This is a genomic window from Paenibacillus sp. FSL L8-0708 (assembly GCF_038009325.1).
Taxonomy (GTDB): domain Bacteria; phylum Bacillota; class Bacilli; order Paenibacillales; family Paenibacillaceae; genus Paenibacillus_AQ; species Paenibacillus_AQ odorifer.
This window is the reverse complement of sequence record NZ_JBBPBC010000001.1, coordinates 4,307,561-4,327,910: the sequence shown is the minus strand read 5'-3', so window position 1 is coordinate 4,327,910 and position 20,350 is coordinate 4,307,561. Positions and strand designations below refer to the sequence as shown.

General features: G+C 43.8%; 16 protein-coding genes and 1 other annotated feature (1 of these 17 only partly in view). Of the genes, 14 read left to right on the top strand and 2 right to left on the bottom strand.

All coding sequences use genetic code 11. The annotated features are described in order from the left end of the window. Positions 1 to 30 precede the first annotated feature (30 nt). Positions 31 to 495: a low molecular weight protein-tyrosine-phosphatase gene (locus NYE58_RS20585; RefSeq protein ID WP_076184504.1), complete on the top strand. Its 465-nt coding sequence runs from the start codon at positions 31 to 33 to the stop codon at positions 493 to 495. A gap of 137 nt (positions 496 to 632) precedes the next feature. Here NYE58_RS20585 and NYE58_RS20580 read toward each other — a convergent pair whose 3' ends face one another. Further along, positions 633 to 1,364, bottom strand: coding sequence for an alpha/beta hydrolase (locus tag NYE58_RS20580; RefSeq protein WP_076217979.1), 732 nt, complete (start codon positions 1,362 to 1,364; stop codon positions 633 to 635). A 265-nt stretch (positions 1,365 to 1,629) separates the two neighbouring features. On the opposite strand from NYE58_RS20580, the gene pdhA reads away from it, so the two are divergent. From pdhA to NYE58_RS20535, 9 genes are all read left to right on the top strand, one after another. Beyond that, on the top strand, positions 1,630 to 2,697 hold the full coding sequence (gene pdhA, locus NYE58_RS20575; protein WP_038571556.1) for a pyruvate dehydrogenase (acetyl-transferring) E1 component subunit alpha: 1,068 nt from the start codon (positions 1,630 to 1,632) through the stop codon (positions 2,695 to 2,697). Positions 2,698 to 2,712: 15 nt separating this feature from the next. After that, positions 2,713 to 3,690 (top strand): alpha-ketoacid dehydrogenase subunit beta, encoded by a 978-nt coding sequence (locus NYE58_RS20570; RefSeq protein ID WP_038571553.1) that lies wholly within the window; start codon positions 2,713 to 2,715, stop codon positions 3,688 to 3,690. 106 nt (positions 3,691 to 3,796) lie between these two features. Further along, on the top strand, positions 3,797 to 5,452 hold the full coding sequence (locus NYE58_RS20565; RefSeq protein WP_341002941.1) for a 2-oxo acid dehydrogenase subunit E2: 1,656 nt from the start codon (positions 3,797 to 3,799) through the stop codon (positions 5,450 to 5,452). A gap of 2 nt (positions 5,453 to 5,454) precedes the next feature. Next, a complete protein-coding gene (gene lpdA, locus NYE58_RS20560) occupies positions 5,455 to 6,867 on the top strand; it encodes a dihydrolipoyl dehydrogenase (protein ID WP_036687684.1) in 1,413 nt (470 codons plus the stop codon). Between the two features lie 152 nt (positions 6,868 to 7,019). Beyond that, complete coding sequence (locus NYE58_RS20555; RefSeq protein ID WP_076277048.1) at positions 7,020 to 7,994, top strand: S66 family peptidase; 975 nt, start codon at positions 7,020 to 7,022, stop codon at positions 7,992 to 7,994. A gap of 141 nt (positions 7,995 to 8,135) precedes the next feature. After that, entirely contained in the window at positions 8,136 to 9,116 is a 981-nt protein-coding gene (locus NYE58_RS20550) for a thymidylate synthase (protein ID WP_076277047.1), read from the top strand. An 81-nt stretch (positions 9,117 to 9,197) separates the two neighbouring features. Continuing rightward, positions 9,198 to 9,689, top strand: a complete 492-nt coding sequence (locus NYE58_RS20545) for a dihydrofolate reductase (RefSeq protein WP_341002940.1) — start codon at positions 9,198 to 9,200, stop codon at positions 9,687 to 9,689. A gap of 235 nt (positions 9,690 to 9,924) precedes the next feature. Next, positions 9,925 to 11,412 carry a glutamate synthase subunit beta gene (locus tag NYE58_RS20540; protein ID WP_076130028.1) on the top strand — a complete coding sequence of 496 codons (1,488 nt, stop codon included), beginning with the start codon at positions 9,925 to 9,927 and terminating at the stop codon, positions 11,410 to 11,412. A 400-nt stretch (positions 11,413 to 11,812) separates the two neighbouring features. Continuing rightward, positions 11,813 to 13,525, top strand: coding sequence for a proline--tRNA ligase (locus NYE58_RS20535; protein ID WP_341002939.1), 1,713 nt, complete (start codon positions 11,813 to 11,815; stop codon positions 13,523 to 13,525). Between the two features lie 15 nt (positions 13,526 to 13,540). Here NYE58_RS20535 and NYE58_RS20530 read toward each other — a convergent pair whose 3' ends face one another. Beyond that, positions 13,541 to 14,404 (bottom strand): pentapeptide repeat-containing protein, encoded by an 864-nt coding sequence (locus tag NYE58_RS20530; RefSeq protein WP_341002938.1) that lies wholly within the window; start codon positions 14,402 to 14,404, stop codon positions 13,541 to 13,543. 164 nt (positions 14,405 to 14,568) lie between these two features. On the opposite strand from NYE58_RS20530, the gene NYE58_RS20525 reads away from it, so the two are divergent. From NYE58_RS20525 to NYE58_RS20510, 4 genes are all read left to right on the top strand, one after another. Further along, a complete protein-coding gene (locus tag NYE58_RS20525; protein WP_341002937.1) occupies positions 14,569 to 16,824 on the top strand; it encodes a type IA DNA topoisomerase in 2,256 nt (751 codons plus the stop codon). 510 nt (positions 16,825 to 17,334) lie between these two features. After that, positions 17,335 to 17,823, top strand: a complete 489-nt coding sequence (locus NYE58_RS20520; RefSeq protein ID WP_076130031.1) for a YfbM family protein — start codon at positions 17,335 to 17,337, stop codon at positions 17,821 to 17,823. 159 nt (positions 17,824 to 17,982) lie between these two features. Beyond that, complete coding sequence (locus tag NYE58_RS20515) at positions 17,983 to 18,438, top strand: DinB family protein (protein ID WP_076277043.1); 456 nt, start codon at positions 17,983 to 17,985, stop codon at positions 18,436 to 18,438. A gap of 525 nt (positions 18,439 to 18,963) precedes the next feature. Further along, positions 18,964 to 19,956: a helix-turn-helix transcriptional regulator gene (locus tag NYE58_RS20510; RefSeq protein ID WP_076277042.1), complete on the top strand. Its 993-nt coding sequence runs from the start codon at positions 18,964 to 18,966 to the stop codon at positions 19,954 to 19,956. 196 nt (positions 19,957 to 20,152) lie between these two features. Next, positions 20,153 to 20,350: a binding site (T-box leader), on the top strand; it runs 37 nt beyond the window's last position.

The following is a 20,350-nucleotide window of genomic DNA, read 5'->3' as shown; positions in this document are numbered from 1 at the left end:
TAATGTTTTAACAATTGGGAGGTGAATGAAATCGTAAACGTGCTATTTGTCTGTCTGGGTAATATTTGTCGCTCACCAATGGCGGAGGCCGTTCTGCGCCATAAGATTGATGAACGAGAGCTTTCACATAAGATTCTGGTTGACTCTGCAGGAACTGGAGATTGGCATATAGGTAAGGAACCGCATGAAGGGACTAGACGTATACTTGATCAAAACAAGATTAGCTATGCAAATATGGCAGCGCGTTTGGTCAGTAGCGAGGATTTTCAGAAGTTTGATTATATCGTCTGCATGGACAAGTCTAATGGAGAGAATGTTCGAAAGGTTCCTGGTGGGGAAGAGGCTAAGCTTTTGTTCTTCATGGATTTATTGCCTGAGGAAGAATTGAGAGAAGTACCAGACCCTTATTTTACAGGTAATTTTGAACAGGTATATGATTTGATCAATGCAGGCTGTGACGTGTTGCTAGAAATGGTGATAAGAGAAAAGCTGTAACCCGGTTGGGTTCCAGCCTCTCTGATTAGTATTAAAGTAAATTAAGGAAATTTGCTGGATTAAACTGTAAGCGTAAACACGGCTGAAATCTACATACGTTCTTTAGATGTTCATTTTTTGCTTCTATCAATAAGGCATTATGTGTTTAAAAAATAGAGTAGAGATTCAGGGAGTTCCTTTTGCCAAAAGCCCCAGAGATGACGACCGTCTTTCTCCCGGTAGGATAAGGTAGCTCCACGTGCTTCAAGCAATGCTTTTGTTTCTCTGTTCATCTGAACAAAATCATAGGTCCCTGTATCAGTCTGGTAATCTGTTTCCTGCAGTCCAACGACCATATTAATGTTGAGCCAGGAGAGATCTTCTTCTTTAGCCAGCATGGCTTGTGATTCGGGATAGAATGCACCGGATAGGCTGATGATACGTGTGAAGATAGCTGGATAAGCAAGAGCGAGATGGAGGGAGACGCTGCCTCCAAGGGAATCACCGGCTAAGATTCGTTCGTCGGGTGTACGGCGTACGGGATAATTTTTTTCAATGAAGGGAATAATCTCTTCGGAAAAGCAAGATAGGTACTCCTTGAATCGGCTGCCGAACGGAGCGTATTCTTGAGTCCGAACAGCGACGTTAACTTCTACACCAACGATAATGAAGGGCTCGACATCTTCTTCTATAATAAGTTGTCCAGCAAGTGTAGCAATGCGTCCAAAGTTGAAAAATTCTTCTCCGTCTTGGCAGTACACCACGGGGTAACTCAGAACTTCATTGTAGCCTGGGGGCAGATAGATACGTAATTTACGTTCCTCCTGCAGATGTTCACTCCAAAGCGTTTCTTTTACAATTGTGCGTTTCAGAAAAACAGAATCGCTCATCGTTGTCACGTCACCTTTCTTGTCGAATTTTGCAATACACACAGGGTTACGCTAAAATTATTAAATGTGTAACTGTGTTATTAATCATTTACTTGTTGGAAAAGTGTTAAACTGTTATATAAAATTTCCTCACCTGTTATACATACAAAATTTGAAGGAATATAAATTTTATAAGTATTTCTTTGACGAAAGTAACTAAACAGGTGTATAATAATATTATAACAGAGGCAGCTGATATTCAAATTTTTTTATTGAGGTGAAGATAATGAGTAAAGTTCCTTATGAAGTGTATACAGAGGACGTCGAGGCTCTATCGGTACTTTCCCCGGATGGAGAAATTATCAATAAGGATAAGATGCCCGATTTAACCGACGATCAACTGAAAGAAATTATGTATCGTATGGTATTTACCCGTACTTGGGATGATCGTGCAGTAAACCTTGGCCGTCAAGGTCGCCTTGGTTTCTACGCACCGGTATCCGGTCAAGAAGCTACCATGATTGGTAGTGAGTTCGCTTTGGAGAAAGAAGACTTCTTATGCCCAGGCTACCGTGATATTCCGCAGCTAGTATGGCACGGACTTCCATTGTACCAAGCTTTCTTATATTCCCGCGGTCACCAACATGGTGGAGCTATTCCTGACGGGGTTAATGTATTGATGCCACAAATAATCATCGGTGCGCAAATCCTGCACGCTACTGGTATTGCTATGGGCTTCAAATTGAAAAAACAAAAGAATGTTGCAATTACTTACACTGGTGATGGCGGTTCTTCAGAAGGTGACTTCTACGAAGGCTTGAACTTTGCTGGTCGTTTTAAACTGCCTGTAATCTTCTTTGTTCAAAACAACGGTTATGCGATTACGACTCCGTTCGCTAAACAAACGGCTTCCAAATCGATCGCTCACAAAGCGGTTGCAGCTGGTATTCCAGGGATTAAGGTTGACGGTATGGACATCTTTGCAGTAATCAGTGCTGTACGTGATGCTGCAGAACGTGCACGCAACGGCGAAGGTGCTACATTGATCGAAGCTGTAACTTACCGTTTCCGTCCACACTCCCTTTCTGACGATGCAAGTAAATATCGTTCGAAAGAAGAAGAAGGACAATGGAGTGAAAAGGATCCAATCGCCCGTCTTGCCAAGTATTTGGAGAAGAAAGGTCTTTGGACTGAAGAAGATACTCTGCGCGTGAAGGATGAAGCGAAAGCTACTGTTAACGAGCAGATCAAAAAAGCTGAACAAACCGAAAAAATGACAATACCTGGCTTGATCGACAGCATGTTCGAAGTAACACCTAAACATCTGGAAGAGCAAAAAGCCGATTTTGAATAAGGGGGATATCAGGCAATGGCACAAATGAATATGAAAGAAGCGATTCGCGACGCGATGCGCGTTGAACTGAATCGTGACCCTAACGTTCTTATCTTCGGAGAGGATGTTGGTAATGTAGGTGGCGTTTTCCGTGTAACTGAAGGTCTGCAAAAGGAATTTGGCGAAGATCGTATTTTTGATACACCACTAGCTGAGTCCGCTATCGGCGGTCTGGCATTTGGTCTTGGTGTACAAGGCTTCCGTCCGATTGCTGAAATTCAATTCGTAGGTTTTATCTTTGAAGCACTGGATCAAATCGTTGTTCAAGCAGCGCGTTTGCGCTGGCGTTCTGGCGGTAAATATAACGCTCCAGTAGTATTCCGTACTCCTTTTGGTGGCGGAGTTAAGGCTGCTGAGCTTCACACTGACTCACTCGAAGGTTTGATCGCACAAAGCCCAGGGATTAAAGTTGTAATTCCTTCAAACCCATATGATGCTAAGGGACTTCTAATCGCGTCTATCCGCGACAATGACCCTGTCTTCTTCATGGAGCACTTGAACCTTTATCATGCATTCCGTGCTGAAGTGCCAGAAGGTGAATATACAGTTGAACTTGGTAAAGCGAACGTAGTACGTGAAGGTTCTGACGTTTCGATCATTACTTACGGGCTGATGGTACATACAGCTACCAAAGCAGCCGAGCAACTCGAAAAAGAAGGCGTTAATGTTGAAATTATCGACCTTCGTACTGTAAGTCCAATCGACATCGATACTATTGTAGCGTCTGTGAAGAAGACTAACCGTGCTATCGTGGTGCAAGAAGCACAAAAGAGTGCGGGTGTAGCTGCTGAAGTTATCGCACAAATCAATGAAAAAGCACTACTGCACTTGGAAGCACCTGTGCTTCGTATCGCAGGTCCTGATACTGTGTATCCATTCGCACAAATAGAAGATACATGGCTTCCAAACCCTGCACGTATTATTGCAGGCGTGAAGAAAGTTTTGGAATTCTAAATATTTTTACGAGAAACAGTTGTCATCCATATGGATGACAACGTTGTTTCATCTTATAAAGTTTAAATCATAAGGTTAGTCCCAATTTCACGAGGAGGTTTTCAAAGTGGCAAAGTTTGAATACCGATTTCCTGAACTAGGTGAAGGTCTGCATGAAGGTGAAATCATCAAAATGCATATCAAAGCCGGTGACAAGGTAACGGATGATGATATCGTAATGGAAGTTCAAAATGACAAGGCGGTAGTTGAGGTGCCTTGCCCAGTAAACGGTACTGTATTGGAAGTTCTGACAAAAGACGGTCAAGTATGCCGTGTCGGTGAAGTAGTGGCTATTATCGAAGCAGAAGGTGACGTGCCTGATCAAGAGGGTGCTGCTACTGAAGCTCCTGCTGCTCAAGCGCCAGCTGCACCAGCTGCTCCAGCTGCTCCAGCATCTAACAAAGCATCGAATTTTGAATATCGCTTCCCTGAGCTGGGTGAAGGTCTGCATGAAGGTGAAATCATCAAAATGCATATCAAAGCCGGTGACAAGGTAACGGATGATGACATCATCATGGAAGTTCAAAATGACAAGGCGGTAGTTGAGGTTCCATGTCCAGTGAATGGTACTGTATTGGAAGTTCTGACTAAAGATGGCCAAGTTTGCCGCGTAGGCGAAGTTGTAGCTATTATCGCTGCTGAAGGCGACGTTCCTGAACAAGAAGGTCATGCATCTGCTGAAGCCGATGCAGCAAAAGGAAGTGCAAACACTACTTCTTCCCCTGCAGCAACAAGCCCTGCTGAGGCTAAAGAAGGCGGATCTGCAAGTGTAACACCAGCTCCTGACCGCGATGTTTTGGCTACACCAAGCGTTCGCAAATTTGCTCGTGAGCAAAAAGTGGATATTTCCAAAGTGAACGGAACTGGTAAAGGTGGTAAAATCACTCGTGAAGACGTAGAAGCCTTCTTGAAAGGTGGTTCTACACCAGCAGCTCCTGCAGCAGCAGCGTCGTCTGAAGCTCCTAAGGCTGCTAAAACCGAAGCTAAAGCAGCACCTGCAGCAACTAGCGGTAACGTTAGTCTTGAAGAAGAACGTGTACCATTCAAGGGTATTCGTAAGGCGATCTCCAACGCAATGGTTAAATCGGCTTACACTGCTCCACACGTAACCATCATGGATGAAGTAGATGTTACTGAACTGGTAGCATTCCGTACACGTATGAAACCTATTGCTGAGAAAAAAGGCGTTAAGGTTACTTACCTTCCATTCATCGTTAAGGCACTTGTTGCAGCTTCCCGTCAATTCCCAGCACTCAATGCTATGATTGATGAAGAAGCAGGGGAAATTGTCTACAAGAAATACTACAATATCGGTATCGCTACTGATACACCAAACGGTTTGATCGTTCCAGTTATCAAAGACGCTGACCGTAAGAGCATTTGGATGATTGCTAGCAGCATCACTGACTTGGCCGTTCGTGGCCGTGACGGTAAATTGTCTGCTAACGAAATGAAGGGCAGCACGATCTCCATCAGTAACATCGGTTCTGCTGGCGGTATGTTCTTTACTCCAATCATCAACTTCCCTGAAGTGGCTATCCTCGGAACTGGCCGTATCAGTGAAAAAGCAGTTGTGAAAAATGGTGAAATCGTAGTTGCTCCAGTAATGGCGTTGTCACTCAGCTTTGACCACCGTATTATCGATGGTGCGACTGCTCAAAACTTTATGAACTACATTAAATCGCTGCTCAATAATCCTGAGCTGCTGGTTATGGAGGTATAATTATGGTAGTAGGAGACGCTTCACTAGATATTGATACATTGGTCATTGGTGCAGGTCCTGGTGGGTATGTGGCGGCAATTCGTGCCGCCCAGCTCGGCCAAAAAGTCCTCATCGTGGATAAATCGGAACTCGGCGGTGTATGTTTGAACCGTGGATGTATTCCTTCTAAAGCCTTGATCGCTGCTGCGCATCAATTTGAATCCGCACAGCATGGTGAAGTTTTCGGCGTTACAGCTGAGAATGTTAAAGTGGATTTTGCCAAAACTCAAGAATTCAAGAACAGCGTAGTTAAAAAAATGACTAGCGGTGTGACTAGCTTGATGAAGGGCAACAAAATTGAAGTATTTAACGGCGAGTGCATGTTTATCAGCGACACAGAAGCACGTGTGTTCAATGATCATGAATCTCCACGTTACCGCTTCAAACACTGCATCATTGCTACAGGTTCCCGTCCAATTGAACTTAAACCTTTCCCATTCGGCGGACGTATTCTGTCTTCGACTGAAGCTCTGGAACTTCCAGAAATTCCGAAGAGCATGATCGTAATCGGTGGTGGATACATCGGTGCCGAGCTTGGTCAAATGTACTCTAAATTTGGCACTAAAGTAACAATCATCGAAGGTTTGGATACTGTACTTCCAGGCTTCGATAAAGATATGACTCGTCTTGTTGCGAAAAACATGGCTAAAACTGGCATCGAAATCGTAACTAACGCTAAAGCTGAAAGTGCTGTTCAGAACGACAAAGAAGTAACCGTGAAATACTCTGTTGGTGGCGAGTCCAAAGAAGTTACAGCAGATTACTTGCTTGTTACTGTAGGTCGTCGTCCTAACACTGACGGTGAACTTGGTCTGGACCTGATCGGTCTTGAGCTCGACGAGCGCGGATTGATCAAAGTTGATCACCAAGGACGCACAAGCATTCCTACCATCTTCGCTATCGGCGACGTTGTTCCAGGTCTTGCTTTGGCTCACAAGGCTTCTTACGAAGGTAAAATCGCTGCTGAAGCAATCGCAGGACTTACATCTGTTGTTGACTACAAAGTCATCCCAGCTGTTGTATTTACAGATCCTGAGTGTTCAAGCGTTGGTTTGACTGAAAAAGAAGCAAAAGACAAAGGCTACAAAGTGAAAAGTGGCAAATTCCCGTTCGCAGGAAATGGTCGCGCAGTATCTTTGAACAGCCCAGAAGGTTTCATCAAAATTGTTGCTAACTCCGAGAACAATTTGGTACTGGGAGCTCAAATCGTTGGTATCGAAGCTTCTAACTTGATCGCTGAACTTGGTTTGGCAATCGAAATGGGCGCAACGCTTGAAGATATCGCTTTGACTATTCATGCGCATCCAACCCTTGGCGAAATCGTCATGGAAGCTGCTGAATTGGTTGAAGGTCACCCAATTCATGTAATGAAATAATTTTTCTCCAAAAATTGCTCTAGCAGGCAACAGAAAGGCGGACGCAAATGCGTTCCGCCTTTTTTTGTGTTTTCCACTTTTTTGAAAAGAGATATACTGGGAGGAAGAGCAATTACTTAATCTGTATTTTATAAATATAGGGAGGTTCAATGATGAGAGCTGATAAATTAAAGCCTGGAGATGAGCTGCGTATTATCTCTCCTTCCAGAAGTTTGTCATTAATCGATGCTCAGCAAAGAAAAATCGCTAAAGAGCAGCTTGAACGGTTAGGTTTTCGGATATCCATTTCAACAAATTCTTTTGAGACGGATGATTTTGTTTCCTCTTCTATCGATTCAAGAATTGAGGATTTGCACGAAGCCTTTTTAGACCCCAAAGTGAAAGGAATATTAACGACCATTGGGGGCTTCAATAGTAACCAGCTGCTGCGTTATATAGATTATTCAATCATTGCAGAGAATCCAAAGCGTTTATGTGGTTATTCGGATATTACTGCACTAAGTAATGCGATTTATGCTCAAACAGGATTAGTTACATACTCCGGACCGCATTTTTCCACATTTGCGATGCTCCACGATAATGAATATACTATCGAATATTTCCGCAAGCTGATGATGGAGAATAAAGAAATTCTAGTGCAGCCTTCCAGGCATTGGAGTGATGATGAGTGGTATCTGGATCAGGAAAACCGGATATTTATTAAAAATGAAGGTTCGTTCATTATCAATGATGGGGAAGCGAAAGGAACGATTATTGGTGGCAATTTATGCACTTTAAATCTTTTGCAGGGAACAGAGTATATGCCAAGTTTTAAAAATTCTATCTTGTTCATTGAGGATGATTATGAGTCAGCACCTGCAACCTTTGATCGAGATCTGCAATCCCTAATTCATCAGCCTGAGTTTGAAGAGGTCAAAGGGTTGGTGATCGGCAGGTTCCAAAAAGAATCGCGTATGTCAAAGAAGCTGCTGACCACAATTATCCGCTCAAAAGAAGAATTATCCGATATTCCTGTGATTGCAGACGTGGACTTTGGACATACATCGCCGATGATTACCTTTCCTGTGGGTGGACAAGCAAGCCTTCGGGCTTATGGGGCAAGAGTGGAGCTTAGGATAGCGGAGTAGAGATACAATTGCTGAATCAATCCTTTATAATTGAATAGGTAACCCGATTATTAAATATATTTAAAAATTATCTTACCTTCTACAAAAATCGGATTTTTCAGATATAATATATGAGGTGAAATATTACGGAGGTGCAATACTTTGACGAATGAGTTAGAACAAACCTATTTGAATTTTTTACAATATATTTTGGATCATGGTGTGAAAAAAGAAGATCGTACAGGAACTGGTACAATTAGTGTATTTGGTTATCAGATGCGATTTGATTTATCAAAAGGCTTCCCGCTGTTTACAACAAAACGTACACCGTTTCGTTTAATTGCAAGCGAGCTATTGTGGTTTATTAAAGGTGATACCAACATTCGTTATTTATTGATAAATAATAATCATATTTGGGATGAATGGGCTTTTAAAAGATGGGTTGATTCGGACGAATATGCTGGCCCGGATATGACAGACTTCGGGAATCGTTGTTTAGTTGATGAAGATTTTAATCAATTATATCAAGCAGAGATGAAAGCATTCTGTGATCGTGTCTTAGAAGATGATGAGTTTGCTGCCAAATATGGCGAGCTAGGAAACGTTTACGGTAAGCAATGGCGGAATTGGACATCTTCTACTGGCGAATCAATTGACCAATTACAAGATGTTATTCATCAGATCAAAACAAATCCTGATTCTCGGCGTTTAATTGTCAGCGCATGGAACCCGGAAGATGTTATAAATGCTGGGACGAAAGGAAGCAAAGCAGCGTTACCGCCCTGCCACGTTATGTTCCAGTTCTACGTTGCAAATGGTAAACTAAGCTGTCACTTGCTGCAACGCAGTGCGGACTCTTTTCTCGGGGCAAACTTCAATATTCCATCTTACTCTTTGCTTACGCATTTAATCGCATACGAATGTGGGCTAGAAGTAGGCGAGTTTGTATACAGCATTAGTGATGCGCATATCTATTCAAACCATGTTGAGCAAGTGAAAGAGCAATTATCAAGAGAATTAAGAGCATTGCCTACACTGGTTATTAATTCACAGAAGAAATCAATTTTTGATATTGAACTGGAAGATCTGGTCATTGAGGGGTACAATCCGCATCCTTCGATAAAAGCGCCGATCGCAGTATAACGTAATTGTAAATGAAGATTCGCAAATATTATTTCTGGCAGTATAGTTTTTTACTTTAGTATGGAGGAAGGAGAGAACTTCATGAGTATTAGCTTAATATGGGCAATGGGTGCCAATCATGTCATAGGAAAAGATAACGATATGCCTTGGCATTTGCCGCTGGATTTTGCTTATTTCAAAGCAGAAACATTAGGCAAAAGAATCCTAATGGGCCGCAAAACATGGGATTCGCTCGGAGGCAAGCCCTTGAAGGGCAGAACGAGCCTAATTCTAACTAGGGATACTGATTATTCAGCTGAAGGTGCAGAGGTTCTACACACGCTTGAAGAGGCTCTCAGCGAGGGTAGAAAAGAAGATGAGCTGATGGTAATCGGTGGTGCGGAAATTTACCGGTTGATGTTGCCGTATGCTGACAAGTTGATGTTGACGCAGATCGAACAGGATTTTGAAGGAGATACCCGGTTTCCTGAGATTGACTGGAGGATGTGGAAAGAGGTCTCCAATATCAAGGGAATTCGTGATGAGAAGAATCCGTATGATTACCGTTTCCTTGTTTATGAACGTACGGAATAGCAATAAAACGTTTTCTCTGACATAACATGTGAAATAGTACAAATAATCAGTAGATTTATCCATTACTGTGCAAAAGTGATGAATGTTACTATAATTAAAATTAGAAATGATTATGTATAGGTATAGAATAGAATGTGCAGGTACTTCATTGCGTTGCTGACAACCATACGAAGCCGCAATATACTACAATGTACTATACTTCAACACGAAGAGAACGGATGGGGGAAACGTAAACATGTCTACACCTACAGGTTTTATGGAGTATAAACGGCAGCTCCCAGGTGATCGGGATCCTGAGCAGCGGGTAAAGGACTGGGAAGAATTCCACCATCATTTATCCGAGGACGAGCTTCGGACACAGGGCGCACGTTGTATGGATTGCGGAACCCCCTATTGCCATACAGGTATTGATATGGCTGGCGGGACCTCAGGTTGTCCAGTACACAATTTAATTCCGGAGTGGAATAACTTGGTATATCGTGGACTCTGGAAAGAAGCACTGGAACGTCTGCATAAGACAAACAACTTTCCTGAATTCACAGGCAGTATTTGTCCCGCTCCCTGTGAAGGCTCTTGCACAGTGGGCCTGATCGGACAGCCGGTAACCATCAAAACAATTGAACTTGCGATCGTTGATAAGGGTTTTGAAGAGGGCTGGGTTGTACCTAATCCTCCGGAGAAACGGACTGGCAAAAAAATTGCAATCGTAGGCTCTGGACCTGCTGGACTTGCCGCAGCAGCACAGCTTAACAAGGCTGGACATTCTGTAACTGTATTTGAGCGCAGTGACCGCATTGGCGGACTGCTGACATATGGAATACCTACTATGAAGCTTGATAAAAAAGTTGTACAACGTCGTGTAGATTTGCTGGCTGCTGAAGGGATTAACTTCGTAGTGAACACTGAGATTGGTAAAGACATTCCGGCTCAGCAGCTTGTTGATGAGTATGATGCGGTCGTTCTGTGTGGTGGAGCAACTAAGGCACGCCGTTTCAACATTGAAGGCAGTGAGCTTAAGGGCGTTATGTATGCCATGGATTATTTAAATGGCACGATCAAGAGTTACTTGAATTCCAATCTGGAGGATGGTAACTATGTATCCGCTGAAGGTAAAGATGTAATCGTCTTGGGTGGCGGGGATACAGGATCTGACTGTGTTGCCACAGCGCTTCGTCATGGCTGCGGCAGTATCACTCAATTTGGTACACATGAAAAAGCGCCTCTGCAACGGGATCCGATTGCTAATCCTTGGCCGCAATTTCCGAATGTGTACAGCTTGGATTATGCGCAAGAAGAAGCGAAAGCTATTTTTGGCGATGATCCGCGTGAATTCTCTATCATGACCACTAAATTTGTTGGGGATGAAGAGGGGAACTTGAAGGAGCTTCATACGGTGCAGATCCGCCGGATCGTGGATGAGACAGGTCGTAAAATCTACCAGCCCGTTCCTGGAACGGAAGCTGTATATCCTGCTCAACTCGCTCTCATCGCTATTGGTTTCGATGGACCGGAGCAAGATATTGTTGAGGAGCTTAACCTGGAGACTGATCGTCGTACCAATGTGAAAGCACGTTACGGCAAATTCAATACGAACGTGGATAAAGTGTTTGCTGCTGGCGATATGCGTCGTGGTCAAAGCTTGGTGGTCTGGGCCATCAATGAAGGTCGCGAAGCTGCACGTGAAGTGGATAAATACCTGATGGGCTCAAGCGTTCTTGTCTAGGCATTAATTCAAGAAGCCGTTTCAAAAGCAGTTTACCTGCTGGAGAAGCGGCTTCTTTTTGGAGCCGACGCTTGACGGAAATATTATTTTCATATAGATTTAATACAATATTTAAATGACAAAAGCATTGACCAAGGACTTACGATCCTAGTAGCGTTAGAACAGAGAGGGAACTCACCGGCTGAAAGGTTCCTCAAATACGTGTGGATGGTATCCTGCCTGGGTAGCTGCAGCGTATAACCGCTGCCGGAATCGGCCGTTATTCGATCGAGGATCGCCAAATCAAGTGTAGACTATGTACGGGCTGGCGGTTAAATAAGGGTGGTATCACGACACATTCGTCCCTGACGAATGTGTCTTTTTGCGTTTAGAGCGTTCATTTTTTAGGGAGGGTATAAATATGCGTCAAAGTAATCTTTTATTAACAACTCTGCGTGAGGCACCTTCAGAGGCGGAGACAAGCAGTCATCAACTACTGCTGCGTGCGGGATATATACGCCAATTAGCAGCGGGTGTGTATACTTATTTACCGCTTGGAAGACGTGTTTTACGGAAAATAGAAGCGATTGTGCGGCATGAGATGGATGTCTCTGGAGCTCAGGAGGTATTGATGCCATCTATGCAGCCTGCGGAGCTCTGGAAAGAATCAGGCCGGTATGAGGTATACGGTAAGGAGCTGATGACGCTGCGGGATCGTCATGAGCGGGAATTCATACTAGGTCCTACACATGAGGAAGTAGTAACCACACTCGTACGGAATGAGATCAGCTCCTATCGAAAGCTTCCTATTACCGTATATCAGATTCAGACCAAGTTCCGAGATGAACGCCGACCACGTTTTGGACTGCTGAGAGGCAGAGAGTTTTTGATGAAGGATGCTTACTCTTTTGACACAAACCTGGAAGGTCTAGATAAATCATATATCCCAATGTTCGAGGCTTATCACCGGATATTTGAGCGATGTGGATTGAAATTCCGTGCTGTCCATGCGGATTCCGGTGCGATTGGAGGCGAGGGCGGCAGTCATGAATTTATGGCGCTGGCTGATATTGGGGAGGATACGATTGCTGCATGCACCGTTTGTGATTATGCGGCCAATCTGGAACAGGCAGAGTCCGTGCGGCCTGTAAAAAATGAAGTTGTCATACAAGTACCGGAGATAGAGAAATTCCTCACTCCTGATTTGCGCACAATTGAGCAACTAGAGCAGGAGCTAGATATCCGGCCAGACCAGATTATCAAAACATTAATCTATGAAGGTGACGGACAGATTTTTGCTGTACTGGTCCGGGGTGATCATGAAGTCAATGAAATAAAGGTAAGTAAATATTTAGGAACGAATGAGATTAAGCTTGCTGACTACGAGTCTGTGAAATCCTTAGCGGGCGTTGAAAGTGGATTTGTAGGACCTGTAGGCTTAACGCTTACTGTCCTAGCAGATGCGGCAGTAGCTGATATGACTCAAGGGATTACAGGGGCGGGAGAAAAAGATTATCACTTCCGTAATGTAGTACCCGGCAGAGATTTTTCGCTTGGGCATGTGGGGGATTTTCGGAATGTAGCAGAAGGTGAAGTTTGTCCGCATTGTTTGGAGGGTATTTTGCATTTTCATCAAGGGATTGAAGTGGGTCATGTCTTCAAATTAGGTACTAAATACAGTGAAAAGCTAGGCGCTTCTTACTTAGATTCTTCAGGCAAAAGTCAACCTATGATTATGGGCTGTTACGGAATTGGTATCTCACGGCTTTTATCCGCTATTGCTGAACAGCATCATGATGAGGATGGATTAATGTGGCCAGCAGCATTGGCACCTTATCAGGTTCATATCTTGATAATGTCCGTCAAGGATAGTGAGCAGCGGACGGTTGCCGAAGGTCTCTATGATCAACTAACCAAGCTTGGCATTGAGACGCTGATTGATGATAGGGATGAACGCGCTGGTGTGAAATTTAAAGATTCAAGCTTGATCGGGATACCTCTATCAATAGTTGTGGGCAAGGAAGCATCACAGGGAAGAGTAGAGTATCTGAACCGAAACACAGCGGGGAAAGAAGTCTTAGAAATTATGGAAGCTGTGTCTCGGATCAAACAATTCTATTCACAGCTGATATAAATGATCTTTTTTCATTTAATGGGAATGCCAATGATCAGGGCAGGAGAGTGTTGCTGGTAATTTTGTGAGAGTATTTCCTTTTGCCGCATTGATCTGTGCCTGAGTGAGAAAGAGAGCTTCTGCTAAATTAGCACCTCTGAGGTCAGTATCGCGAAAGTCTGCCCCAATAAGGTCGGCACCTCTGAGATCAGCGTCCCTAAGGTCTGCGGCTATTAAATAGGCTCCTCTCAAATTGGCGCCTCTAAGATCGGCTCCTTTGAGCTTAGCTCCCATAAGGTCGGCACCTCGACTGAAATTCTTCGCTGATTTCTTTAGTTTACGGCGAGCCTCAGTTCGTACAAGCTCACTGACCTGCAACAGTAACATATTGATTTTTGCTCGATGAGCGGCAACATCCACTTTTACAAGTGCTTCAGGATTAAGTAAAGTGAGCTGTTCCGTTTCATCGAGAGCTGTTTGCAGCTCCTTATGGATTGTACGGGTTATTTCTAAGTTTAAAGATTCATGTAAATACCAGAGCAGCTCGTGCAAATGCCACATGATCGGAAATACCTCGAACATTTGCTTCGCAGTTTTCGGCTTTTTCCTCCAGTCTTCTCCAGCATAAGTGACTTGAGAAATCTTTTGCCCAGCTCCAAAACAGTCATAGACCGTACAACCACGGTAGCCTAATTCTCTTAGCTCTGTATGTACACCACAGCGAAAGTCCGACTGTAGATTGTGACATGGCTGTCCAGCGTCTTTGTCTCTAGCGAAATCTATGGAAGCAGCAAAAGGCAATGCGGCACAACACAAGCCAAAGCACTGCTCACAATCCGCCTTTAGGGCAGAGAGGTTTCGATCAGAAAAAGGTTCTGTAAATCTGTGATTCTCATACAAGGTTTGTTTCCCTCCGATATATGAATACGCTTATACCAACTTATTTTAAATCAAACGAAAGATTATGAAAAGTCCGGTCGATTAAAAAAAACCGAGGTTAATGTTATAATAGAGTACTGGACCTATTTTGGACTTAAGAACGAGAAGGTAAGGAGCGAATGTTTTTGAAGACACTTATTATTGCGGAGAAACCGGACATGGGGCGGAATATCGCCGCCGCAATAGAACCAAAGGCTAAAAATTACCGTTCCTATCTTGAAGGGGAGCAGTACATTATTACATGGGCAATAGGGCATCTAATCGGATTGGCTGAGCCGGATGCATATGATGTGAAATACAAAAAATGGGATATTAATGATCTTCCCATTATTCCGGACCCATTCAAGCTAGTTCCTAATGCGCGGACCATTGATCAGCTGAAGGTAATCGGAGAGCTGGCTAAACGAAGCGATCTGCTAGTAAATTCTTGTGATGCCGGGCGAGAAGGCCAGCATATATTTTCGCTCATTCAGCGGCATTTGAAGCTTGAACATCCTGTGAAGCGGCTGTGGATTTCCGATTTGACACCAGAGACAATCCGCAAAGGCTTTCAAGAGCTAAAGGATGGGGCGGAGTACGAGAATCTAACCAAAGCAGCAAAAGCGCGCAGTGAAGCCGATTGGTTAATCGGTATGAACGGATCACGTGCATTTACTACGAAACATAATGTGCTGCTGTCGGTGGGGAGAGTTCAGACCCCAGTACTTGCACTTATTTATGATCGCCAGAAGACGATTGAGGCGTTCTCATCCCTTAAGTTTTTTGAGGTAGAGGGCCATTTTACACAAAATGAAATGACTTATAAAGGTATGTGGCAGGGTGACCGGCTCACTGATGGTGAGAAGGCGGAGGCGCTGGCTGCCAAGGTCAAAGGAAAACCGGGACGTATTGACTCTTATGAGGTTAAGGAAACGAAAGAGTATCCGAATAAACTGTATGATTTAACGCTGCTGCAGCGGGAGGCGAACGGGAAGTACGCTTTTTCCGCTAAAAAAACACTCGATATCGCACAAGCATTATATGAAAAGCATAAGGTGATATCCTATCCGCGGACGAATTCTAACTATGTTACAGAACAAAATATTCCGGAGATGCATAAGACTTTATCTGCGCTCCAAGGGACGGCTTATGATGAATGGGTGAAGGGCGCGAATCGTAATCTCGTTCATAAAGGAAACAAATTTATCTGCAATCCCTCCAAGGTAGAGGATCACCATGCGATTTTGCCTACATATCGGAAAGCAACAGGGCTTAGTGCGGATGAGGGAAAGCTGTATGATTTGATTGTGCGGCGCTTTTTGTCACAGTTCTATCCGGCTGCGGAATATAAAGTGCATACGGTTATGACTGATGTAGAGGACGAAAAGTTCAAAACTACTGTTAAGGAATTATTAAGTCTCGGTTGGAAGGTAATTTACGCGGACCAGAAGAAAGATAAAACGAAGTCGTCCAAAGGAAAAAACAAGGATGATGAGGAAGACGAAGAGATTGAAGTGAATGAACCATTCGCAATCGCTCCGGTCGATGAGGTGATCTGTAGTGACGCTATCGTTAAAGAGAAAGATACACAGCCGCCAAAACACTATACGGAAGGCACGCTGCTTAGAGCGATGGAAAGTGCCGGAAAGCAGATTGAGGACGAAGAGCTTCGGGATGCTATGAAGGATTCAGGGCTGGGTACTCCAGCCACACGAGCAGCAACCATTGAACGGCTTAAGAATGTCGGATACATTGAAATGCAAGGCAAAAAAATCGCCATCACGCAAAAAGGACGAACGGCTATTGAACTGATACGTGGAGCGGGCATCGAGCTGTTGACTTCACCTGAAATGACCGGCCAGTGGGAACGTCGCTTGAACGAGATATCCAGAGGTACGGCGTCGGACGGACAATTTATGGAGAATGTAAAAAGATTTGCCTGTATGATCGTGGACAAGGTTCGTGTGCAGTCTCGGGCGTCCAAAACTTCTTTTGAAGGGGAAACTCCTTCTGTGAATACAGGGGCTAAAGGTCGGAGTGGTGGAGGTACATCTCGTAAAAGTAGCGATAAACCTGCCGCGCCAAGAAAACGTAAACCAGCTAACGAAGAAGAATCAGCAAATTCAGGTCCGAAAATTATCGGAAACTGCCCGCGTCCTGGCTGTGGCGGGATGATTTTTATGGGTAAAAAAGGCTACGGCTGCTCTCATTACAAAGAAGGCTGCAAGTTCGTGATCTGGAAAGAGAACCACGGGCGTACCCTTACAGATACACAAGTAAAGGCATTGATTGAAAAGGGCCGTACGGGTAAGCTGAAGCTTGCGAGCGAAGATGGCACCCCGCTGGAAGGGAAACTTGTGCTTAATAATATGGATACGGGTCAATTAACAGTGGAGTCATAGTCTAACTGGAAGTTTGTATGGATCATGGGTGATTACATCACATTTGCATGTACGAAGCCGCTAGCGGACACAGATGACCCTAAACGCGGGAATACGTCCTTTTTGGACTGCTATCGGACCGCATAGTCGTTATTTGCATGAAAAGGGCTATATATGCACCGCTTGCGAGAGAATAGCAGCGCTGGAGTCCGCAAACTTGCTCCAAGGGCTATAAATTCGCCAATAGCGTCAGCTGGGTCCGTAGTCAAGACTATTAGTCGGACTCGCCGTATATGGGATATGGTTTCGGTGACAGCTGTGGGAGACTATATATTTTACACATAAAATTCATTAGTTAAAGAGTGTAGGACATACCTATCTTAAACGGGATGTAGTAACTTGTGCGCACAAGATATTATGATTACGTAGGGGGCTGATCTTCACTCTTTTTCTATCCTGCGGGATAAATCCAGAGGTTACATTATGATAGGGCAGTATAGTCACTACTAGAATGGAAGGAAGGGTGACAACATGGGAATGCGTGGATATTACTTTGCTATGGATGACAACCTAGTGCAGCAAATTGTTACAGGCGACATTGCATTGAATAGCTTGAAAATAGACGATTATCCCGGACTGGACATTGATAGATCCTGGGAGGCGATTCACTACTTGCTTTGTGGAGTTATTTCCGATGGAGATGCCCCTCTTAGTTATGTTGTTCCGCTGACATCAGACAAAGGCATCGATTTTGGCTCATTCGGGGCGTTTTCCTTACGTGCCAAGCAAGTTGCAGAAGCGCATCAGGTTATTTCTGAGCTGGATGAAGCGCAGCTCCGCTTGCGGTATGATTTCCCGGCCATGGTTAAGGAAGAAGTATATCCTCTTGAACCTGATATTGTTTCAGACGAGGATAAGGATGCGTTCTTTGCCTACCTGCTACAGCATTTTAACGAAATCCGGCGTTTCTACAGCCAAACTGTAGCCGAGGGCAAAGGTCTCATCTTTTATATTTTCTGATTCTAACCAAAAGACGACACACGTCTCCTGATTCCATTGAGCGCGATAAAAAATAGAACCTTTGACTGATGAAGATTATGATGATTTGTGAAATAAATGACCAATTACGGGAAACGGTAGGTTCAATTAATCCAATGAGACGAAGAGGGGGAAACGAAAATGAAGACGATCAAGTGTATGATGGACCACCTGTACTGGGCGGACGCACAAATCTTAGAAGCGCTCGAGGAGAGTGAGATGAAGAACAAGAACCTTCTGAAGCTGGTTCGGCATGTCGCGGTTGCGGAACGAGTCTGGCTGTCCCGATTGCAGGGCAAGGGTAGTGCGCAATATTCGTTGTGGGAGGAAGCAGAGGACCTGACGGCGATCCGAACGGAGTTCGAAGAAAACGCCGAGAAATATCGTGTGTATATCGAAGGGCTCGAGGAATCTGATTTGGACGTGAGGGTCGATTATGCGAACCAGAACGGAGTCCCGTTCCAAACGTCCGTCCGGGATATCTTGTCGCAGGTCATTTTACATGGGCAATATCACCGGGGACAGATCAACCGGGCACTTCGGATGGAATTGGCAGAACCTGTCCAAGTCGATTACATCACGTTCGCCAGACTCTAACAGGGCCTAATCATCACCATTACCCGGAATGAGATGGGCATTGAACTCCTCCGAAATGATTTAGTTTACTCATGCAGGCTCATGAATTCGTAGGATTTTACCCTTTAGCTAAATGTGAGATAAGAAGGAAATTGAGGAGGCGGTGGCTTGGAACAACTGTAGGGGCATGTCATTTTCACTCCCATGTCTCAACGGGTCCGAGCCCTTTTGTTTAATGCCTCCCGATACTCCATGCTTCTTGTCCATCCTGCGAATGCATGACACGCTTAAGCTGCTTGCGGAAATAACTTTGACAGAACGATAGGGTTATACACCGACCACTAAATGCAAAGAGGAAATCTGAGATTCAATATGTATTCCTTAACGATACAAACGAAATAGTGGTACCGTTTCATGATGAGATTCCGAAATAGTAGGACCAAAACGTTTGAATTGTCATCTCTTTTCCGCAAGTAGAATCAAGCAATGCAAATTCCATTACTCTACAATGACTATAGAGTGGTTGAAACGAGGTGAACAGACCAATTGTACGAGTGGCACAAGCAAATCCAAATAATCGTTAATGAAATTGACGAGTGTATTAAGAATCGTAACAGTGAAGCAATAACGCTACGATTTCTTTCTCACAAGTTAGGTTATTCCGAATTTCATACTACGAGAAAATTTAAGGAAATATCGGGAATGCAATTTAGGGATTATCTACGGCATAGAAAATTAGCCTTTGCACTAAAAGAGGTTCGGGATAGTGAAAAGAGCATTTTGGATATTGCTTTTGATTATGGTTTTTCATCACATGAAGCTTTTACCAGGGCTTTCAAGGGAACATATGGTGTAACTCCAAGTGATTACCGGAAAAAGCCTATGCCTGTCGCCCTTCGTACAAAAATAAACTCTTTCGACCGCTACTTTTTCGGATTTGGAGAGATTGGTATGATGAAATCTACAGATGATCTTAACATTTATTTTGTAACCATTCCCACTCACAAATTTTTGCACATTAAAAACTATGAGAGTAATGGGTATTGGGATTTTTGGCAAAAGCAAAGTCTTATTACAGGACAGGACTGCGAAACAATTTGCGGCTTACTCGATAGTATCAAGGGCAAATTGGATGACGATGGCGGGAGTGAATCTAACGGTGGCAGCGGTCAGATTATGGCTTACATTAATGACCCGGATGGCAGACTCTGCGATTGGGGTATTCCACGTACAGAGTGTTTTGGTGTACGTCTTCCTTTTGATTATAAAGGTGAAGTACCTCCACAAATGCTTATGATTGATGTTCTCGAAGCCGAGTATATTGTTTTTGAACATGGGCCATTCAATTATGAGCAGGAAAATCGTAGTGTAGAGGAAAAAATGGAAAGGGCAATGGCAACTTTTAATTTTGCAGACACTGGTTACTGCTTTGATACTTCCCCTGGGAGAATCATTTACGTTTATCACGATCCGGAGCGGTTTTTGAAGTATATCAGGCCAGTAGTGAAGTTGACCTCCAAGCTAATCGAAACAGATTAAGCAGGTAAGTAAAAGGTTGGTGCTATGTGCTGATGAAGAAAATAAGCAGACTGGAGTGTAGTCTCCACAATCATATAGTCGCATGATTAGTTGGATTATCTGCTTTAGAAGCAATATAAGTTTAAAGGTCTTTATTGTTGTTTGAATTATTGACAGAAAATTCCTATTGTCTTATATTAAACTTAATTAATAATTACCAAATGCGATGAAGAGGACAAGTAGATCTGGAAAAGCCGTTCAGAGAACTGCCGGTTGGTGCGAGGCAGCGGATATCCGAATCCAAAAATCACCTCAGAGCAGTCCCCCGAATTATAGTAGATGGGACCGGGATTCTACCGTTACAAAGAAGCATCGTTGTTGGACGATGGCAAAGAGGGCGTTTATTATAAACGTC